This window comes from Citricoccus sp. I39-566 (assembly GCF_031432995.1).
Classification (GTDB): domain Bacteria; phylum Actinomycetota; class Actinomycetes; order Actinomycetales; family Micrococcaceae; genus Citricoccus; species Citricoccus nitrophenolicus_A.
The window spans coordinates 198,824-215,637 of sequence record NZ_CP133842.1 but is presented as its reverse complement, the minus strand read 5'-3'; the positions used below and the strand labels follow the sequence as shown (position 1 = coordinate 215,637).

Annotated in this window: 15 protein-coding genes and 1 pseudogene; 11 read left to right on the top strand and 5 right to left on the bottom strand. The window is 69.3% G+C overall.

Going from position 1 to position 16,814, the window contains the following annotated elements; all coding sequences use genetic code 11:
• Positions 1–270 precede the first annotated feature (270 nt).
• From RE421_RS00990 to RE421_RS00980, 3 genes are all read left to right on the top strand, one after another.
• Entirely contained in the window at positions 271–474 is a 204-nt protein-coding gene (locus tag RE421_RS00990; protein ID WP_309812863.1) for a cold-shock protein, read from the top strand.
• A 98-nt stretch (positions 475–572) separates the two neighbouring features.
• Entirely contained in the window at positions 573–890 is a 318-nt protein-coding gene (locus RE421_RS00985; protein WP_309812860.1) for a hypothetical protein, read from the top strand.
• Positions 891–900: 10 nt separating this feature from the next.
• Complete coding sequence (locus RE421_RS00980) at positions 901–1,482, top strand: YdeI/OmpD-associated family protein (protein WP_309812857.1); 582 nt, start codon at positions 901–903, stop codon at positions 1,480–1,482.
• 38 nt (positions 1,483–1,520) lie between these two features.
• On the opposite strand, the gene RE421_RS00975 is transcribed toward RE421_RS00980, so the two are convergent.
• The 3 genes from RE421_RS00975 to RE421_RS00965 form a co-directional block, all read right to left on the bottom strand.
• On the bottom strand, positions 1,521–1,796 hold the full coding sequence (locus RE421_RS00975) for a hypothetical protein (RefSeq protein ID WP_309812853.1): 276 nt from the start codon (positions 1,794–1,796) through the stop codon (positions 1,521–1,523).
• Between the two features lie 190 nt (positions 1,797–1,986).
• Positions 1,987–3,603, bottom strand: coding sequence for a ribonuclease J (locus RE421_RS00970; protein ID WP_309817010.1), 1,617 nt, complete (start codon positions 3,601–3,603; stop codon positions 1,987–1,989).
• A gap of 285 nt (positions 3,604–3,888) precedes the next feature.
• Positions 3,889–6,909, bottom strand: a complete 3,021-nt coding sequence (locus tag RE421_RS00965) for an AAA family ATPase (RefSeq protein WP_309812847.1) — start codon at positions 6,907–6,909, stop codon at positions 3,889–3,891.
• 182 nt (positions 6,910–7,091) lie between these two features.
• On the opposite strand from RE421_RS00965, the gene RE421_RS00960 reads away from it, so the two are divergent.
• On the top strand, positions 7,092–7,550 hold the full coding sequence (locus RE421_RS00960) for a GNAT family N-acetyltransferase (protein WP_309812844.1): 459 nt from the start codon (positions 7,092–7,094) through the stop codon (positions 7,548–7,550).
• Positions 7,551–7,579: 29 nt separating this feature from the next.
• Here the strand turns inward: RE421_RS00960 and RE421_RS00955 are convergent, their stop codons facing one another.
• Positions 7,580–7,735, bottom strand: a complete 156-nt coding sequence (locus RE421_RS00955) for a hypothetical protein (protein ID WP_309812841.1) — start codon at positions 7,733–7,735, stop codon at positions 7,580–7,582.
• Between the two features lie 423 nt (positions 7,736–8,158).
• Here RE421_RS00955 and RE421_RS00950 point away from each other — a divergent pair.
• Positions 8,159–8,851 (top strand): annotated as a pseudogene (locus RE421_RS00950) (tripartite tricarboxylate transporter permease); the annotation flags it as partial.
• 265 nt (positions 8,852–9,116) lie between these two features.
• Positions 9,117–10,094, top strand: coding sequence for a serine hydrolase (locus tag RE421_RS00945; protein WP_309812838.1), 978 nt, complete (start codon positions 9,117–9,119; stop codon positions 10,092–10,094).
• A gap of 40 nt (positions 10,095–10,134) precedes the next feature.
• Here RE421_RS00945 and RE421_RS00940 read toward each other — a convergent pair whose 3' ends face one another.
• A complete protein-coding gene (locus RE421_RS00940; protein ID WP_309812835.1) occupies positions 10,135–11,163 on the bottom strand; it encodes a proline racemase family protein in 1,029 nt (342 codons plus the stop codon).
• A gap of 214 nt (positions 11,164–11,377) precedes the next feature.
• On the opposite strand from RE421_RS00940, the gene RE421_RS00935 reads away from it, so the two are divergent.
• From RE421_RS00935 to RE421_RS00915, 5 genes are read left to right on the top strand one after another with little or no spacing between them, the layout of a single operon-like run.
• Positions 11,378–13,111 (top strand): ABC transporter substrate-binding protein, encoded by a 1,734-nt coding sequence (locus tag RE421_RS00935; RefSeq protein ID WP_309812832.1) that lies wholly within the window; start codon positions 11,378–11,380, stop codon positions 13,109–13,111.
• A gap of 19 nt (positions 13,112–13,130) precedes the next feature.
• Positions 13,131–14,087 (top strand): ABC transporter permease, encoded by a 957-nt coding sequence (locus RE421_RS00930; RefSeq protein ID WP_309812829.1) that lies wholly within the window; start codon positions 13,131–13,133, stop codon positions 14,085–14,087.
• A complete protein-coding gene (locus RE421_RS00925) occupies positions 14,084–15,085 on the top strand; it encodes an ABC transporter permease (RefSeq protein ID WP_309812826.1) in 1,002 nt (333 codons plus the stop codon). The genes RE421_RS00930 and RE421_RS00925 overlap by 4 nt, the downstream gene beginning before the upstream one ends.
• A complete protein-coding gene (locus RE421_RS00920) occupies positions 15,082–16,017 on the top strand; it encodes an ABC transporter ATP-binding protein (protein ID WP_309812823.1) in 936 nt (311 codons plus the stop codon). The genes RE421_RS00925 and RE421_RS00920 overlap by 4 nt, the downstream gene beginning before the upstream one ends.
• Positions 16,004–16,813, top strand: coding sequence for an ATP-binding cassette domain-containing protein (locus RE421_RS00915; RefSeq protein WP_309812819.1), 810 nt, complete (start codon positions 16,004–16,006; stop codon positions 16,811–16,813). Before RE421_RS00920 ends, RE421_RS00915 begins: the two co-directional genes overlap by 14 nt.
• Position 16,814 lies beyond the last annotated feature (1 nt).

Here is a 16,814-nt window from a genome sequence, read left to right as displayed (position 1 = left end):
CGCCGGTTTGTTCCCGAAGCGCCGTAAACCTGAGCGATAGTCACTCAGGGGTGTGGGACTGCGGCCGAGTTGGCCGCCGTGGTCCGAGGGGCCGCAGGGATGCCGTAGAGTAGGGGCAGAAGTAGTAGTAACAGTTGCAGTAAGTCCGTCATCACTGCGGACCGGGCGGCCCCTCGGGGCCGGCTGGGGCGTGGCGAAGCGGTATGTACACCGCCGCTTCGTGCCCGCTGGAACACCAGCAGGTAAACACCCCAAGGAAAAGAGGCCAACATGGCTACCGGTACCGTCAAGTGGTTCAACGCTGAAAAGGGCTTTGGCTTCATCGCCCCGGATGACAACTCCGCTGACATCTTCGTGCACTTCTCCGCCATCGAGGGCTCCGGCTTCAAGGAGCTCCAGGAGGACCAGAAGGTCGAGTTCGAGGCCACCCAGGGCCAGAAGGGCATGCAGGCCTCCTCGGTCCGCCCGCTCTGATCTGAACTGACTGATCTGAACAGATCGCGGAGAAGCCGCTCTCCCCTGAAGGGAGGGCGGCTTCTCTCGTATCCGGGCCGGTCGGGCATGATAGGGCCATGGCTGACCACGACTTCATCATCCCCGCAGACCTCGCACGTGCGGCCCGCGCCCTGACCCAGGTGTCCTACACGCTGGTGGCGCGCATCGCCGAGCTCGAGCCCGAGAGGGTCAGGGCCTACGAGCACGGCCTCGGCACGCTCGACGCCGCTGAGAGCCACCGCCTGCGCCAGGCCCTGGAACATTTCGGCGCCCTGTTCATCGCCGAGGACGACCACGCCGGCTACGGCGTCCGGCAGAAGTTCAACAGCGTGAAGGCCCAGCGTCTGGAGACCTGGGAGGGGGAGGGCGGACCGGCATACGAGGATGACATCTAGGCTGTCCGTCATGGCGGAGGAACCCGAGATCCTCATCCTGGCGGATACCGCCGCGTGGCGTTCCTGGCTGGACGAGCACGAGGACTCCTCGGACGGCGTCTGGCTGCTGCACGCCAAGAAGGGCGTGCGCACGCCCACGTCCCTGACCTACCAGCCGGCCCTGCTCGAGGCGCTGTGCAGCGGCTGGATCGACGGTCAGCGGGCCGCCGTGGACGACACCACCTTCCGCCAGCGCTACACCCCGCGGCGCAAGGCCTCCCTGTGGTCCCAGCGCAACGTGACACTGGTGGCCGAACTCATCGCGGCCGGACGCATGCGTGCCCGGGGTCAGTCCGAGATCGACCGGGCGAAGGCGGACGGGAGATGGGAGCGGGCCTATGCCGGGCCGGCGTCGGCCACCGTCCCGGAGGACCTGTCGGCCGCGCTGGAGGCCTCGCCGGCGGCCGCCGCGGCGTTCGCCGGCCTCAACGGCCAGAACCGGTACGCGGTGCTGCACCGGATCCACACCGCGCCGAGCCCCACGAGCCGTGCCAACCGGCTGGTCAAGCTCGTCGGCATGCTGGAGCGCGGCGAGACCCCGTACCCCCAATAGGCACGACGCCGGCCGCGCACCGGTCCGCGCCCGGCACCTCAGGCGGTGGCCCGGCGGACCACCTCGCCGAGGTGCTCCCACGCCTCCTCGGACGGATCCTGCAGGGCGTAGGACGTCGGCCAGAGCCCGTCCGGGGTGTCCAGCGCGGCCAGGTTGCTGACGCCGAACGTCGAGTAGCGTTCCTTGTCCATCTGGTCGCTGCGGAAGAAGCAGAGCACCTTGCCGCCGCGGGCGTACCCGGGCATGCCGTAGTACAGCTTCGGCGCCAGGTCCGGAGCCAGGGTCCTGACGGTCACGTGGACGCGTTCGGCCATCCCCCGTCTCTCGTCGGTGCGTCGCTCCACAGGGTAGGACAGGGCGGGGCGCGGCGCTTCTCGATTCCTGACCGAGCGCACCCGGAACGGCGCCCCGGGAAGCCGGCGGCAGCGCCGCCGTCGTGCCCCGGCCGTTAAACGCTTTGAGGGCAAAGATCACCGGTGATCTTTGCCCTCAAAGTGATGGGGGTCAGGCGTCGATGACCACCGTGGTGATCAGCGGGGAGCGCCGGTAGGTGCGGTCCAGGTGGCGGCCCACGGTGTCCGTGATGAGCCGCTCCAGGTCCTCGAGGTCGTCGATGCCGGCGTTGTCCGGCTTGGCCAGGGCGGCCTTGACCTTCTCCGCCGCGGCGTTGAAGACCTGCTTGTCCTGGATGAAGCCCTTGGTGACGAACTCCAGCGGCTCGGCCAGCTGGTTCGAATCCGGGTCCACGAGGGCCACGATGGTGATGGCCCCACCCTCCTGGAGCATGGTGCGCTCCTTGAGGGTCTCCTCGGTGACCTTGCCGACCGTGTGGCCGTCCACGTAGACCAGCCCGGCCTCCACCTGGCCGGAGACCTTGGCCTGGCCGTTGACCAGGTCCACCGTGGTGCCGTCCTTGACCACCAGCACGCGCTTCGGGTCGACGCCGGTCTTCACGGCCAGCTCGGCGTTGGCGTGCAGGTGCTTGGACTCGCCGTGCACCGGCATCACGTGGGTCGGCTTGACGATGTTGTAGCAGTAGACGAGCTCGCCGGCGGAGGCGTGGCCGGAGACGTGCACCTTGGCGTTGCCCTTGTGCACCACCTTGACGCCGAGGTCCGTGAACTTGTTGATGATGCCGTAGATGGCGTTCTCGTTGCCCGGGATCAGGGAGCTGGCCATCAGCACGGTGTCATCGGCGCCGAGCTTGATCTGGTGGGTGCCGCTGGCCATCCGGGACAGCGCGGCCATCGGCTCGCCCTGGGAGCCGGTGCAGATCAGGGTCACCTTGTTGTCCGGCATGGACTGCAGCTTCTTGAAGTCCACCACCAGCCCGCGGGGGATGTTCAGGTACTCGAGCTCGCGGGCGATCCCCATGTTCTTGACCATGGAGCGGCCCACGAAGGCGACCTTGCGGCCCGCGGCGTGCGCCGAGTCCAGCACCTGCTGGATCCGGTGCACGTGGCTGGCGAAGCTGGAGACGATGATCCGTTTCGGAGCAGTGGCGAACACCTGGTCGATCGCCGGGGTCAGGTCCCGCTCGGAGATCGTGAAGCCGGGCACCTCGGCGTTGGTGGAGTCCGTGAGGAACATGTCCACGCCCTCCTCGCCCAGCCGGGCGAAGTGGCGCAGGTCGGTGATCCGGCCGTCCAGCGGGAACTGGTCCATCTTGAAGTCACCGGTGTGCAGGATCAGGCCGGCGGGCGTGCGGATCGCCACGGCCAGCGCGTCCGGGATGGAGTGGTTGACGGCCACGAACTCGAGCTCGAACGGGCCGGCCTGGTGCAGGTCCTCCGCCTCCACGTGCACCGTGACCGGGGTGATCTTGTGCTCGACGAGCTTGGCGGAGATGAACGCCAGGGTGAGCTGGGAGCCGATCAGGGGGATGTCCGGGCGCTCCCGGAGCAGGTACGGCACACCGCCGATGTGGTCCTCGTGGCCGTGGGTCAGCACGATGCCGACCACGTCATCCCAGCGGCCCTGCAGGGAGGTGAAGTCCGGCAGGATCACGTCGATGCCCGGCTGGTGCTCCTCCGGGAACAGCACGCCGCAGTCCACGATCAGCAGCTTGCCGTTGTACTCGAACACGGTCATGTTGCGGCCGACCTCGCCGAGGCCGCCCAGCGGCGTGACGCGGAGCCCGCCGTGGGGGACGGTGTTGGGCGCCTTGCTCTTGCGCGAGGGGCGGTTGGAGGACCGCGAGGAGTTGCGGGAGTTGCTGGAACGGTTCGAGGAGTTGTTCGAGGTGTTCTTCGAGGAGTTTCGGGCAGAAGTGGTCAAAAGGTCACGCTTTCAATCAGGGATGGAGCTGGCGTTGCGAACGGCTCACGTTGAGCGGTGGCTCGTGTCGATGCGGAGCGGCACCGGAAGTCTGCCCCTGATTTTACCCGTCTGCGGCGCTGTGGGAAATCAGCCCTGTGACGGTCCCTCGGCGGGGTGCTCGGGGAGCGCCGGGACCAGCAGGGTGAGGGTGGCGGGCCGCAGGGCCTCGCGCAGCTCCACCCGGCTGCCCATCCCGAGCCTCGTGAGGCAGGTGCCCACGTGGTACTCCACAGTGCGCACGCTCAGGAACAGGTCGGTGGCGATCTCCCGATTACTCTTGCCGCCGGCCACCTCCACCGCGATCTGCCGCTCCCGGGTGGACAGCTGGGCCATCATCCGGAACGCCGCCTGTGCGCCGGCCGAGACCGGCTCCGGCGTGCGCTCCGTCCCCTGACCCTCCGCCCCCTGACCCTGCGCTCCGGTGTCTGCGGCGGCCGGCCCGGCGGCTTCCCCGGGACCGGTGTCCACCGTGGCGGCGGCCAGCGACTCGGCCTGCCGGTGGAGCGGCAGGGCGCCACAGCGGAGGAAGAAGTCCGCCGCCTCCCGCGCCCACCGCCCGCTGGAGCCGTCCAGGCTGGCCACGTCCAGGGCCAGGAAGGCCCGGGTGAGGGCATGGCCACCCCCGGGCAGCACGTCCGGGCCGATGCCCGCCGCATACGGGACGGGCTCGGCGTCCAGGGCGGCCACGGCGGCCTCCAGGTGCCCGCGGGCCGTGTCCGGCCGGGACCGGGAGCGGTGCAGCGCCCCGAGGACCGCCGACTCCACGGCGCGGAGCACGCCGTCCGGGGCGGAGTCCATGCCCTCTGTGGAGTGCTCCGCGAGGGACTGCAGGCGTTCGGTCAGGCCGAGCTCCGCCAGGGAGCGGGCGTAGAGGCAGACCGTGGTGAAGCCGGCGGTGGTCCAGCCGACCCGGGTGGCCTCGATCAACTGGAACTGCCGCACGGCCTCCCGATGGCCCCCGGCGAAGACGGCCCCGAGGGCCCGGGCGTACGCCACGGCGCACGCGACCACCTCACCGGAGGCGCCGCCGTCGTCCGCCCGCCGCAGCAACTGGCGGGCGGCCTCCTGCTCGCCGCGGGCCAGCGGCACCAGGGCCGCCGTGGCGTAGGCGGAGCGGACCCCGGAATCGGCCGGCAGCATCAGGCACTGGTCCACGGCCCGGGTGGCATGCTCCAGGGCCCGGTCCCACCCGCCCTCGTGGAACGCGACCTGGCTCCAGGTGGTCTCCAGGAACACCCGCTGCTCCCGGGGACCCGGCTCGGCCTGGGCTATGGCGTCCAGGACCCGGCAGGCGGCCGCGATCTCGCCCTGGGCCCGCAGGCGTGAGCCGACCACGGAGGAGATCGCGCTCCGGACGGCATCGGTGCCCGGGACAGCGGCGAGCACCTTCAGCAGCATCATCATCCGCTCGGTGAACTCGCCCACCCGGTTCCGGTCGCCGTGGCGCAGCCCGGACCAGAGAGCGAGCAGGGCCTCCACGGAGCGGGCCTCGCTGACCAGGCGCATCGCCTGCGGCTCCCGGAGGGCCGCGGCCTCGAAGCCCTGGCGGACGGGCACCAGCTCTGCCAGCAACGCGTCCATGACGCTGCCGGCCGCACCGAACCGTGCCGTGGCGTAGGCGGTCCGCCCCGCGGCGGCCAGGGCGTGGCCGAGCAGCAGCAGTCCGGCGTGGTGGGGGTCCTCCTCCGGCAGGAGCAGCCCCTGCCGGATCTGGTCCACGGCCCCCTCGAGGTCTTCCGAGGCCAGCAGGTCCCAGGCCCGCGCCGCGGACGTGGCCCGGCTCTGCGGCATCCGGGCCAGGACGTCCCGCAGCTCGAGGACGAGGTCGGGGCTGCGGGCCAGCACCGTGGCCCGCAGGGCCAGGACCAGGGCGCCGGGATCGCCGGTCAGGCGCAGGGCCTGGTGGAAGTGGCCGAACGCCTCGGCCCCGTCACCGCGCCCGAGCGCCGCGCCACCGTGTTGCATCAGCGTGCCGGCCAGCAACGGGGTCTCCGCCGGATCCGGCGCGAGCCGCTCGGCCTGGACCCGGTGCTCGAGCGCCATGGCCCCGTGCAGCACCTGGCCGAGGACGCGGTGCAGCGCCGCCCGGCGCTCCGCCGGCAGCTGACCCGCCACGAGTGTCGCGAGGTGCGGGTGGGACCACCCCACGGTGCCCGAGGTGTGGTCGATCCGCACCTGGTCGGAGTCCAGGAGGCCATGGTCCGGCAGTCCGGGGTAGCCCAGCTCCACCAGGACGCCGCTCAGCTGCACGATGTGCAGCGGGTCCCCGGCCACGGCCAGCACGTCGGCGGTGTCCCGCACGTGCGGGCACAGGGACTCTCGGGAGGACTCGAGGGCCTGGGTGAACAACCGCTCCGGCGCCTCCTGGCCGGTGTCCAGCGAGGACAGGGCCTCCTGCAGCCGGCGATGGCCCGGGGGTGCGCTGTCCAGCCAGCTGACCACCAGGTCCACGAGCAGGGGGACGCCGCCTGTCCCGGAGTGGACCCGGCCCGCCGAGTCCTCGGAGACGGGGATGCCCAGTCGGTCCCGCAGTACCTGCCGGCAGTCCGCCACGCCCAGCGGACCCAACGGCACCAGCGCCCCGCGGCGCCCCGAGGCCAGGAGGCGCTCGATGCCGTCCGCCAATCCGCTGTGGTGAGGCCGGTAGGTCAGGATGACGAGGAAGGCACCCGAGGTCAGGGCTTGCGTGCAGCGCCACAGGACCTCGGCCGAGAAGTCGTCGGCCCACTGGAGGTCCTCGGCCACCAGGATGGTGGTGGACCCGCCGGCCGCTGACTCGAGGCCCTGGAGGGCATCGAAGACCGACTGCACGCCCTCCTCCACCGAGGTGGGCCATGCCGCGGAACGGCGGCCGGTCACGGTGGACAGCAGCCGCTGGACCAGCGCCCCCGGGGTCCCGGTGTCCGTGGGGGACAGCTCGACGACATGGTGCGCGGCGGACTGGCGCGCCAGGAAGGTGTCCACGAGGGTGGACTTGCCGATGCCGGGAGGGCCCTCGACGGCCACGAACTGGGGGACGCCGGCACCCGCGCGGTCCAGGACGGCCTGCAGCCGGTGCAACTCCGTCTCACGCCCCGGGAGCGACTCGGACTGGCCCTGCTGCGTCATGCCGTATTCCCTGCTGGTTGGTCGGATCCGCCGGGACCCGGGCGCACTGGAGCCGCGGAAGGGGCTCCCCCGCGGCCATGATAAGCAGAGGCCACCACGGCATCCGGCCATGTCAGGTAGATGACGTGCCCTGCGGCGGCAGCCCATGGTCACCCGGCATGTGCCCGGGCGACCATGGCCCCATGGTGACGATGCGCGCGGAACCCGGCCAGGCCGGCGTCGTGGGTCAACTGCTCTTCGACTTCAACACCGAGTTCGGCTCACCCACGCCCGGCGCGGACGAGTTCGCGGCGCGCTTCAGCAGGCTCCTGGCGCGCGAGGACGTGCTGGTGCTGCTCGCGGGCGGCACCACGGCGCCGACCGGTCTCGCCCTGCTCACCCTGCGCCCGACCCCGTACAGCGACGGGCCGCTGGCACAGCTCGAGGAGCTGTACGTGCGGCCGGGGCTGCGGGACCGGGGCATCGGCACGGAGCTGCTGCTGGACTCAGTCGAGCGTGTGCGGGCCCGGGGGTGCGAGGAGATGCACCTCACCGTGGACGAGGTCGACGGCGACACCCGGCGCTTCTACGAGCGCCACGGGTTCACGAACATCCAACCGGGCGAGGACTACCGCATGCTGTTCTACGTGCGGGAGTTCTGACCCGGCGCCCCCGTGAGGGGGAGTGGATCCTACCCGGCGAGGTGGAGGACGACCTCGAGGATGCCGGCAGCCGCGGCGGCGGAGACGACGCTCAGGACGGTCCAGAAGGTGACCTGTTCGGTGGTCGCCGAGGCGCCGGCCACGGACGTGGTTTCGGGCAGGGAGAATGACAGCGGAGTGGACATGATGTCCTCCAAATGAGGGGATTCCGGGTCTGCCCAGAGCGGGCATCGGGCAGGACACTACCGGCGAAACCCCGCGCGGGAAAACGCCACGCCGGGCGACACGCCGAAGATGTTTCACCCGGATCCACCCAGTCCTGAAGAGTGTGGACTGACCAGCGCAAAGCTCTGGATCCGGGCGGCACGTCCATCTCCGGCGGCTCCCTGGGCTCCATCGACCACCTGCTCACGGGGCTCGTGGCGGAGAAGGTCGGGATCGATCCGGCCCAGACCAACTACATCGCCTACTCCGGCGGCGGCGAGGCGCTGACCTCCATGCTCTCCGGCACCACGGTGGCGGGGATGTCCGGCCACAACGAGGTGGCGGACCAGATCGAGGCCGGCAACCTCCGCGCCCTCGCCGTTTCCTCCGAGGAGCGACTGCCCGGGGTGGACGTGCCGACCTTCCTTGCCTATGGCACGGAGAAGCGGCTGGCCAAGCGCCGCGGGGACACCGAGTTCGGCTCCACGGGCTCCATCAAGGGCGTGGCCGCCCCCGAGGCCGCCGGCAACGCGACCGCCGGCACCGCGATGGGCGCCCTGCTCGCCCTCGGCCTGCCGACCTCCGCCACCGCGGCCATCATGCTGGCCGCCTTCCAGCAGTACGGCATGCAGCCCGGGCCGCTGCTGTTCGAGCGCAGCGGCGAGCTGGTCTGGACGCTGCTGGCCTCCCTGTTCATCGGCCTGGTGGTCCTGGTCATCCTGAACATGCAGTTCGCGGTGCTGTGGGCCAAGCTGCTGCTCATCCCGCGCCACTACCTCTATGCCGGCATCACGGTGCTGTCTATGCTGGGCGTGTACGCCATCAGCTCCGCGACCCTGGACCTGTGGGTGCTGCTGGCGATCGGTCTGCTGGGCTTCGTGATGCGCCGGTACCAGTTCCCGCTGGCCCCCGTGCTGATCGCCGTGGTGCTGGGCCCGCTGGCCGAGACGGAGCTGCGCCGCGCCCTGACCGTGGCCGAGGGCGATGCGTCCATCCTGGTCTCCAGCCCCGTGACCATCATCCTGTACTCCGTGCTGGTCCTCGCCCTGGCGGTCAGCGGCCTGCAGCACCACCGGCACCGCCGGCAGAAGGCCGCCGACGCTGCCGGTGGCACCGGGGGTCCCGGGGGCGCTGGCGGCTCCGGTGGGGGTCCCGGCCAGGGGCCCGATGCCGGCCCGGTCACCGGTCCGGGGACCGGACCGGAGGCCACGGCAGACGCCACGGCGGACGGGCCGACGGCGGTGGGTGCCGGCGTCGGTACCGGGCCGGACGGGACTGCAGGGGAGTGCGGGCGGTAGCCTCCCGCTCCGACGGCGCCGCGCGGTGGCGGTCCACGGGCCGGCCCTGACGTAGGGTCGGCTCGTGGACACCGCTGCGTTGGAGGAGATGGAGCTGCTGGGCCGCCGCCTGGAGGCCCTGGCCGAGGCCGTCCCGTTCGCCCTGCACTACGCCGTGGAGCCGATCGCCCCGGCCGGGGCGCCGGGGTCGGCCGGGAGTGTGGCGGCCGGGGGAGTGATGGCCGGCGCATCGGGCCGCATCACCCGCGGCGCCGAGACGGTGGCCCCCTCCTTCTCCACGCGCAAGGTCAGCGTCCTGTGCGCCGCCCTGGCCCTGGCCCGCGCCGGGCGGCTGGACCCGGCGCAGCGGCTGAGAGTCACCGCGGAGCACCGTGAGGGCGTGCAGGCCGGGATCCTGCGCTACCTCGCCCCGGGGCTCGAACTGACACTGGACGACTGCCTCGTGCAGATGATGTGCACCTCGGACAACATCTGCACCCAGTTGGTCTTCGAGGCCATCGATGCCGCCGTGACGGACCTGCCGCAGGACGCGCTGCAGTTCGTCAACGACTACTGCGCCTGGGCCGGGATGCGCTCCACTCTGCACCGCGAGGCCTTTCCCCGCACCGGCGGACTGGACTGGCACCACCCCGTCGACGGCCTCACCGTCACCACCGCCGCGGACCAGGCCCGGCTGCTCGCGATGATCGGCCGCGGAGCCGGCGGGCCGGGCGCCCTCGAGGCCGCGGCCCGGCTCCAGCTCACCCCCGCGGACTGCCGGCGCGTGATCGACCTGATGCGCGGCATCCACACCCCGCGCCTCGGCGCCGCCACCACCCGCATCGCGTTCGCCGAGAAGAACGGGCGCGGCCTGCGCTCGCTGTCCCAGGTGGGGCTCGCCCTCGGGGCGGAGGGGCATCCGCTGGCCGCCGTGGCCGTCTACGCCGAGACCATTCCCACGGCCCTGCCGGACGGGGTCCCCGGCCGCAACGCCGTGTTCGCCGCCTTCGCACACATCGGGCGCGCCGTGCAGGACTGGGCCGCGCCGGAGGTGGTTGTCTGAGGTTTTCGGACCGGGTCGTATGGCACACGACGCCGGCCGGTTACCGGAGTGCCAGGCCCTCCGGTAGTTCATCGCGATCGTCCACCACGAAGGTTGTGGTCGCCGTGTGCGTGGACCGCCCGACGATGTGGGGCCGGACTCCGTCGGGGAGCTCCTCGGTGGTGGCGGTGAACGTCGTGCCGATGATGGAGTCGTGGCGCAGGGTCTGTCCCGGGCGCAGCAGGCCGCGTGTGGACAGGGTGGCACAGCGGGCAGCCATGCCCGAGCCGCAGGGTGAGCGGTCAGCCTGCCCGTCTGCGAAGACAACGAGGTTGCGCTGGTGCAGCGGATCGCCTCCGGAACGGTCAAACAGGATGGTGCCGTAGACCCCGGAGAACCGCTCGTTATAGGCGCACCGGGCCGCCGGATGGTCGTTGAGCGCCCACTTGATCTCCCGTCCGATGGCCACCAGCTCCGCGTAGTGGTCCGGGATGATGCCGAGCCCGAGATCCGCGGCATGGACCTCGGCGTAGACCGCCCCGCCCCACGACAGGTCGGCGGTGACCTCCCCGCGGGACGTGGCAACGGTGACGTCCAGCTGCAGGCTGAACGACGGGACGTTGACGAACTCCACGTCGGCGACTCCACCGTCCAGGACCCTGACCAGGGCCTCTACCCGGCCGGAGGGGACGTCGATCCGAACAGTGACGGCGCCGTTGCCGCCGGCCGGTGCCGGGACCAGCCCGGTCTCCACCGCCCAGGCCCCTAGCGCCATGGTGCCGTGCCCGCAGGCCGTCGAATAGCCGTCCTGGTGCCAGAACACGACGCCGAACTCGGCGGCGGCATCGCCATCCTGCACCGGGTTGGGCGGCACGATGAATCCGCCGTACATGTCGCGGTGCCCGCGCGGCTCTCGGACCAGCAGCCGGCGGAACCGGTCGATCTCCGCTCCGGGGGCCTGGGCGGCTTCCCGTCGGTCGGCCACGGTGGCTCCGGGCAGGTCCGGGACGGCGCCGCGGCCGGCGTGCACGATTCGGAACGGTTCGCCGGCGGCGTGGTAGTCCACGGCGTCGATGTGCTGGCGTGCCACGGGGTCTCCTTGGTGGTGTGGGGTCACAGGGACGCGAAAAATGGTTGATCGATTCCCTGAAATTCCCGGTGCGTAAAAACTATCGGGTGAACGCCGGAGGGGATTGACCCCCTCACCTGTAGAGCATAACGTGTGATATGCCACACGGGGTCGCTTCGGATCCTCGTCATCGCAGCACCACAATCCCCGGACCCTGTAGACCATGGGAGACATCATGAAGAGCACTCGCATCTCGGCCATCAGTCTCGGTACCGCAGCCTTGCTGGCGTTGACCGCCTGTGGAGGCGGCGGCGAGCCGCAACCGTCAGAGGGGGCCAACGCGAGTGTGAACGAGGCGGGATTCGCCGTCTATACGGGCGATCCCGTCAAGGGCGGCACCGTCCGCATCCTCAACCCGACCGATTTCTCCCACCTGGACCCGGCCATGGGCAACGACGGCGGCGTCAACAACTTTTACCGGCTGATCTACCGGCAGCTCACGGCCTACGAGGTCAAGCCCGGGGAAACCGAGGCCACGGTGGTGCCGGACCTGGCCGAGGACACCGGGACGCCCAATGAGGACTACACCCAGTGGACCTTCAAGCTGAAGGACGGCATCAAGTACGAGGACGGCACCGAGATCACGGCCGCCGACTTCAAATACGCCCTGGAGCGGTCCATGGACCCCGCCCTGCGCGTGGGCAGCGACTTCCACATCCAGTACATCAAGGACGCCATGGATTACCAGGGCGTCTACGAGCAGCCCGAGGGCCTGGACAGCATCGAGGTGCTGGGGGACAAGGAACTGCGCATCACCCTCAATCAGCCGACTGTCAACTTCCCAGAGATTGCGGCGATGCAGATGTTCACGCCGTTCCCGAAGGACTCCGTGGAGACCACCACGCAACTGGACGAAGACCCGATCGCCTCCGGTCCCTATCGGGTGGAGTCGTACAACCGCGGTGCCAACCTCACGCTGGTCCGCAACGAGAACTGGGACGAAGCCACGGATGACGTGCGCCCGGCCTACCCGGACTCCTTCGTCTTCGAAATGGGACTGGACCCGGCCACCATCGACCAGCGGCTGATCTCCGGTCAGGGACAGGATGCCAACGCCGTCTCCGCCACCTCCCTGTCCCCGGCGAACCTGGCCCAGACCCAGGACGAGACGATCAAGAACCGAACCGTCAGTGATATCCCCAACTGCACCACCTATCTGGGAATGAACGTGACCAAGGAACCGCTGGATGACCTCAAGGTCCGCCAGGCCATCAACTACGCCGTGGACAAGCAGAGCGTGGTCACCGCAACCGGCGGCCCGGACCTGACTTCATTGGCCAGCGAGATGTTGTTGCCGTCCGTTCCGGGCTGGGAGGAGTTCGACCTCTACGAGACCCCGGACAGCGCGGGGGATCAGGAACGCGCCCAGGAACTTCTGGCCGAGGCCGGCTACCCGGACGGCTTAGAGGTCACCATGGATGTGCGCGGGCTGCCGAAGTGGCAGGCCCAGGCCGAGGCCGTGCAGGACTCGCTCAATGAGATCGGGATTGACGTGACACTCAACGTCATCGACGGCTCCACGTACTACCAGGTCATCGGCACACCTGCCCAGCAGAACGACATCGCGATCACCGGCTGGTGCTCCCCTTGGCTGAACGGGGATCCGCTGCTGTCCCCGCTGTTCCACGGTGAGCGCATCTATGACACGGGCAACTACAACTTGGCCCAGATCGACGACCCGGAGATCAACGGGGCCCTCGACGCGGCTGCGGTCATGACTGACCTGGAAGAGCAGCAGGCCGCCTACAACGACATCAACCGTGCCATCATGGAGCAGGCTCCCGTCGTCCCGCTGGTCCGTGACACTCCGCTGCAGGTGGTCGGCCCGAACGTGGCCGGCGCCTATTCCAACCCCACCACCACGGGCTACGTCGATTACATCGGCCTCGGGCTGAAGACCGTCGACTGACCCGGCACAGGCACACCACGTGAGCACACTGTCCACCGGGGCCACACCTGCCTTGGGCCGCCCCGGCAGGAAACCGCGCAAACCACCACGTCTGGTCCAGGAGTTCCGCAAGGCCCTGTTCTCGACGCCGGTCACGATCATCGCGAGCATCTACCTCGTCCTGCTGGTGTTGGCCGCGATCTTCGCGCCGCTGATCACCAGCTGGGTGGGAGTGGACCCGTACAGCTTCAACGAGAACACCATCGATCCGGCCCTCGGCGGCATCCCGCTGGGCCCGTTCGGCGGCGTGTCCGCGGATCATCCCTTCGGAGTGGAACCGCTGAACGGGCGGGACCTCTTCGCCCGGGTGCTCTACGGGGCGCGGCTCTCCCTGTCGATCGCTGGCATCGCCACCCTGCTCACCGCCACCATCGGGGTGGTGCTCGGGGTGCTGGCCGGCTATGTGGGCGGACGCTTGGACCAGTTGATATCCCGGCTCATGGATTTCGTGATGGCGTTTCCGGCTCTGATCTTCATGATCGCCATCCTCTCGGCGGTGCCCCAGGTGGACCGCATGGTCATGCTGGTCGTGGTGCTCAGCTTCTTCGGTTGGCCGCAGATCGCCCGGGTGGTGCGCGGCCAGGTGCTGTCCGTGAAGAACCGGGAGTACGTGGAGGCGGCCACCGCATCCGGTGGGCGAAACCGGCACATCATCTTCCAGGAGGTGCTGCCCAATGTGTCCGGCTCGATCATCGTCATGGTCACCCTGATGATCCCGAACTACATCGCCACCGAGGCGGGGCTGAGTTTCCTGGGCGTCGGCGTCCGTCCGCCCGATCCGTCCTGGGGCCAGATGATCTACTCGGCCGTTCCGTGGTTCTCCACAGCACCGCACTTCTTCATCGTTCCCGGCATCTTCCTGTCCATGACGATCCTCGCCTGCATGATTGTCGGCGACGAGTACGAGCGGCGGCTGGGCCGGGTGATCGAACAATGAAGGCCGTCATCATCCTCCGGCGCCTCGGGCTGGCAGTGATCACCCTGTTCCTGGTCACGGTCTTCACCTACGCCATCTTCTTCTGGCTCTCCCCGGACCCGGCGGTGCAGATCTGCGGGCAGACCTGCACGCCGGAACGGATCGAGACGATCCGTGTGCAGCTCGGCGTGGACAGGCCATTCCCCGAACAGCTCTGGACATTCATCGCGGGGCTCTTCGTGGGCCGCAGCATGGAGAGCGGCACCTCCGTGATCGAGTGCGTCGCGCCCTGCCTGGGCTATTCCTTCCAGACCGGCCAACAGGTCACCACGATGCTCGTCAACCGGTTCCCCACCACGTTGACGCTGGCGATCGGTGCCTGCATCCTGTGGCTGGTCTCCGGGGTGCTCCTGGGCATCGTCGCCGCCCTGCGGCGACACACCTGGCTGGACGGAACCATCCGGCTCGGAGCCCTGGTCGGCATCGCCCTGCCGAACTACTTCGTAGCCCTGTTGCTGCAGTACATCTTCGTGGTGCAGCTGGGCGTCCTGCCGTTCCCGCAGAACGTCGCCTTCGGACAGAGTCCAAGCCTGTGGTTCAACTCCTATCTTCTGGCCTGGATCGTGCTGGCCATGATGTATGCGGCCATGTACACGCGCATCACCAGGGCCAACGTGATCGAGACCATGAGCGAGAACTACGTCCGCACCGCCCGAGCGAAGGGGTTGTCCCAACGGGTCGTCATCGGCAAACACGCCCTTCGCCCTGCGCTGACCCCCCTGGTCACGCTGACCGGCATGGACTTCGCGGCGCTGCTCGGAGGCGCCCTCATCACGGAAACGGTGTTCGGTCTCAACGGCATCGGCAAAATGGCCAGAGACGCCATCAGCACCAACGACCAGCCCGTCATCATGGGATTCACCCTGGTGGCCGCCGCCTTCGTGGTGATCGCCAACCTGGTGATCGACCTTCTGTATTCCGTCCTCGACCCACGTGTCCGGACGGGGGAATCGCGATGACCACCCGAGTCCCGAACGGCGGAGTCCGTCCCGCAGGAAGCACTGGTGCTCCCGAGGCCGAGGAACCCCTGCTGTCCCTACGCGATGTCAGTATCCAGGTTCCCTCCAGCACCAAGACGCTCACCGAAATTACCCACGGCGTCTCTTTTGACGTGGCCCGCGGCGGATCCGTGGGGCTCGTGGGGGAGTCCGGCTCGGGCAAGTCCATGACGTCGCTGGCGATCATGGGCCTGCTCCCGAAGGGCTCGCGCATCGACGGTTCCATCACCTTCGACGGAACGGATCTCATCCACGCCCGCGAATCAGTGATGCGGCCCATCCGTGGCGACAGAATCGCCATGATATTCCAGGACCCCTTGTCCAGCCTGAATCCCTACTTCACGGTCGGGGACCAGGTCATGGAGGCATATCTGGCCCACAACACGGCCACCCGCAAGGAGGCTTTCGAACTGACCTGCGAGGCCATGGAACGGGTGGGCATCCCGCGGGTCAAGGACACGGTGAACCAGTTTCCCCACCAGTTCTCCGGCGGCATGCGCCAGCGCATCATGATCGCCATGGCCCTCGTATGCCAACCGGACCTGCTCATTGCGGATGAGCCGACGACGGCGTTGGACGTCACCGTGCAGGCGCGCGTCCTCGACCTGATCCGGACGCTGCAGGCCGAGACGGGGGCAGGGCTGGTCTTCATCACCCACGACCTGGCGGTCGTGTCCACCATGACGAAGGAGGTCGTGGTACTGCAGAACGGTTCCGTCCAGGAACAGGGGCGCACCCGGGACGTCTTCGTGGGCCCGACCTCGGCCTACACCCGCAAGCTCATCGACGCAACACCCCGCATGACCGACGCCCGACTGCCGGCCACCCTGCAGCATGCCGACGGGTCCGGGAAGCGCGATCCCTGGGAAGGAGCCGGACATGACCACCGCTGATCCAGCCGGGCCGGACCTGCTGCTCGAAGCACGTTCCATGCGCAAGGAGTTCGTGACCTCGCGGGGCCTGCGCAAGTCCACCCTCGTTGCGGTCGACGACGTGAGCGTCGGGGTGCCAGCCGCCTCCACCCTCGCCGTCGTCGGGGAATCCGGATCGGGCAAGTCCACCCTGGCCCGGATGTGCGGGCTGCTGATGGAGCCGACGGCCGGAGAGGTCGTCTTCGACGGCCAGGCGGTGACACCGGAAGCCGTGCAGCTGCTGCGCCGGGAGATCCAATTCGTGTTCCAGGACCCGTTCTCCAGCCTCAACCCCCGGCACACCGTGGAGCAGATCGTCACCGCGCCACTGCGGTACCAGGGCACCCGCATCCGGAAGGACCTGCGGACCTTCGCCCAGGACCTGCTGGACCGGGTCGGCGTCAATCCCGACCATGTGGACCGGCTGCCCTCGCAGTTCTCCGGCGGGCAGGCCCAGCGCATCGGAATCGCCCGGGCCCTGGCATGCCGCCCCCGGCTCATCATCTGCGACGAGGCCGTGTCCGCTCTCGATGTCTCCGTGCAGGCCGAGGTGCTGCAGCTGCTGGTCGACCTGCAGGCCGACTACGGGCTGGGCTACCTGTTCATCACCCACGACCTCGCGGTGGTCCGGCTGATCGCGACCCACGTGGCCGTCATGCAGTCCGGACGGCTCGTTGAATCGGGGCCAGCCGACCAGATTCTGGACGCCCCCCGGGAGCGCTACACCCAGGAACTTCTCAAGGCCGTCCCGGCCTATCCCGCTGACTGGAACATCTGAC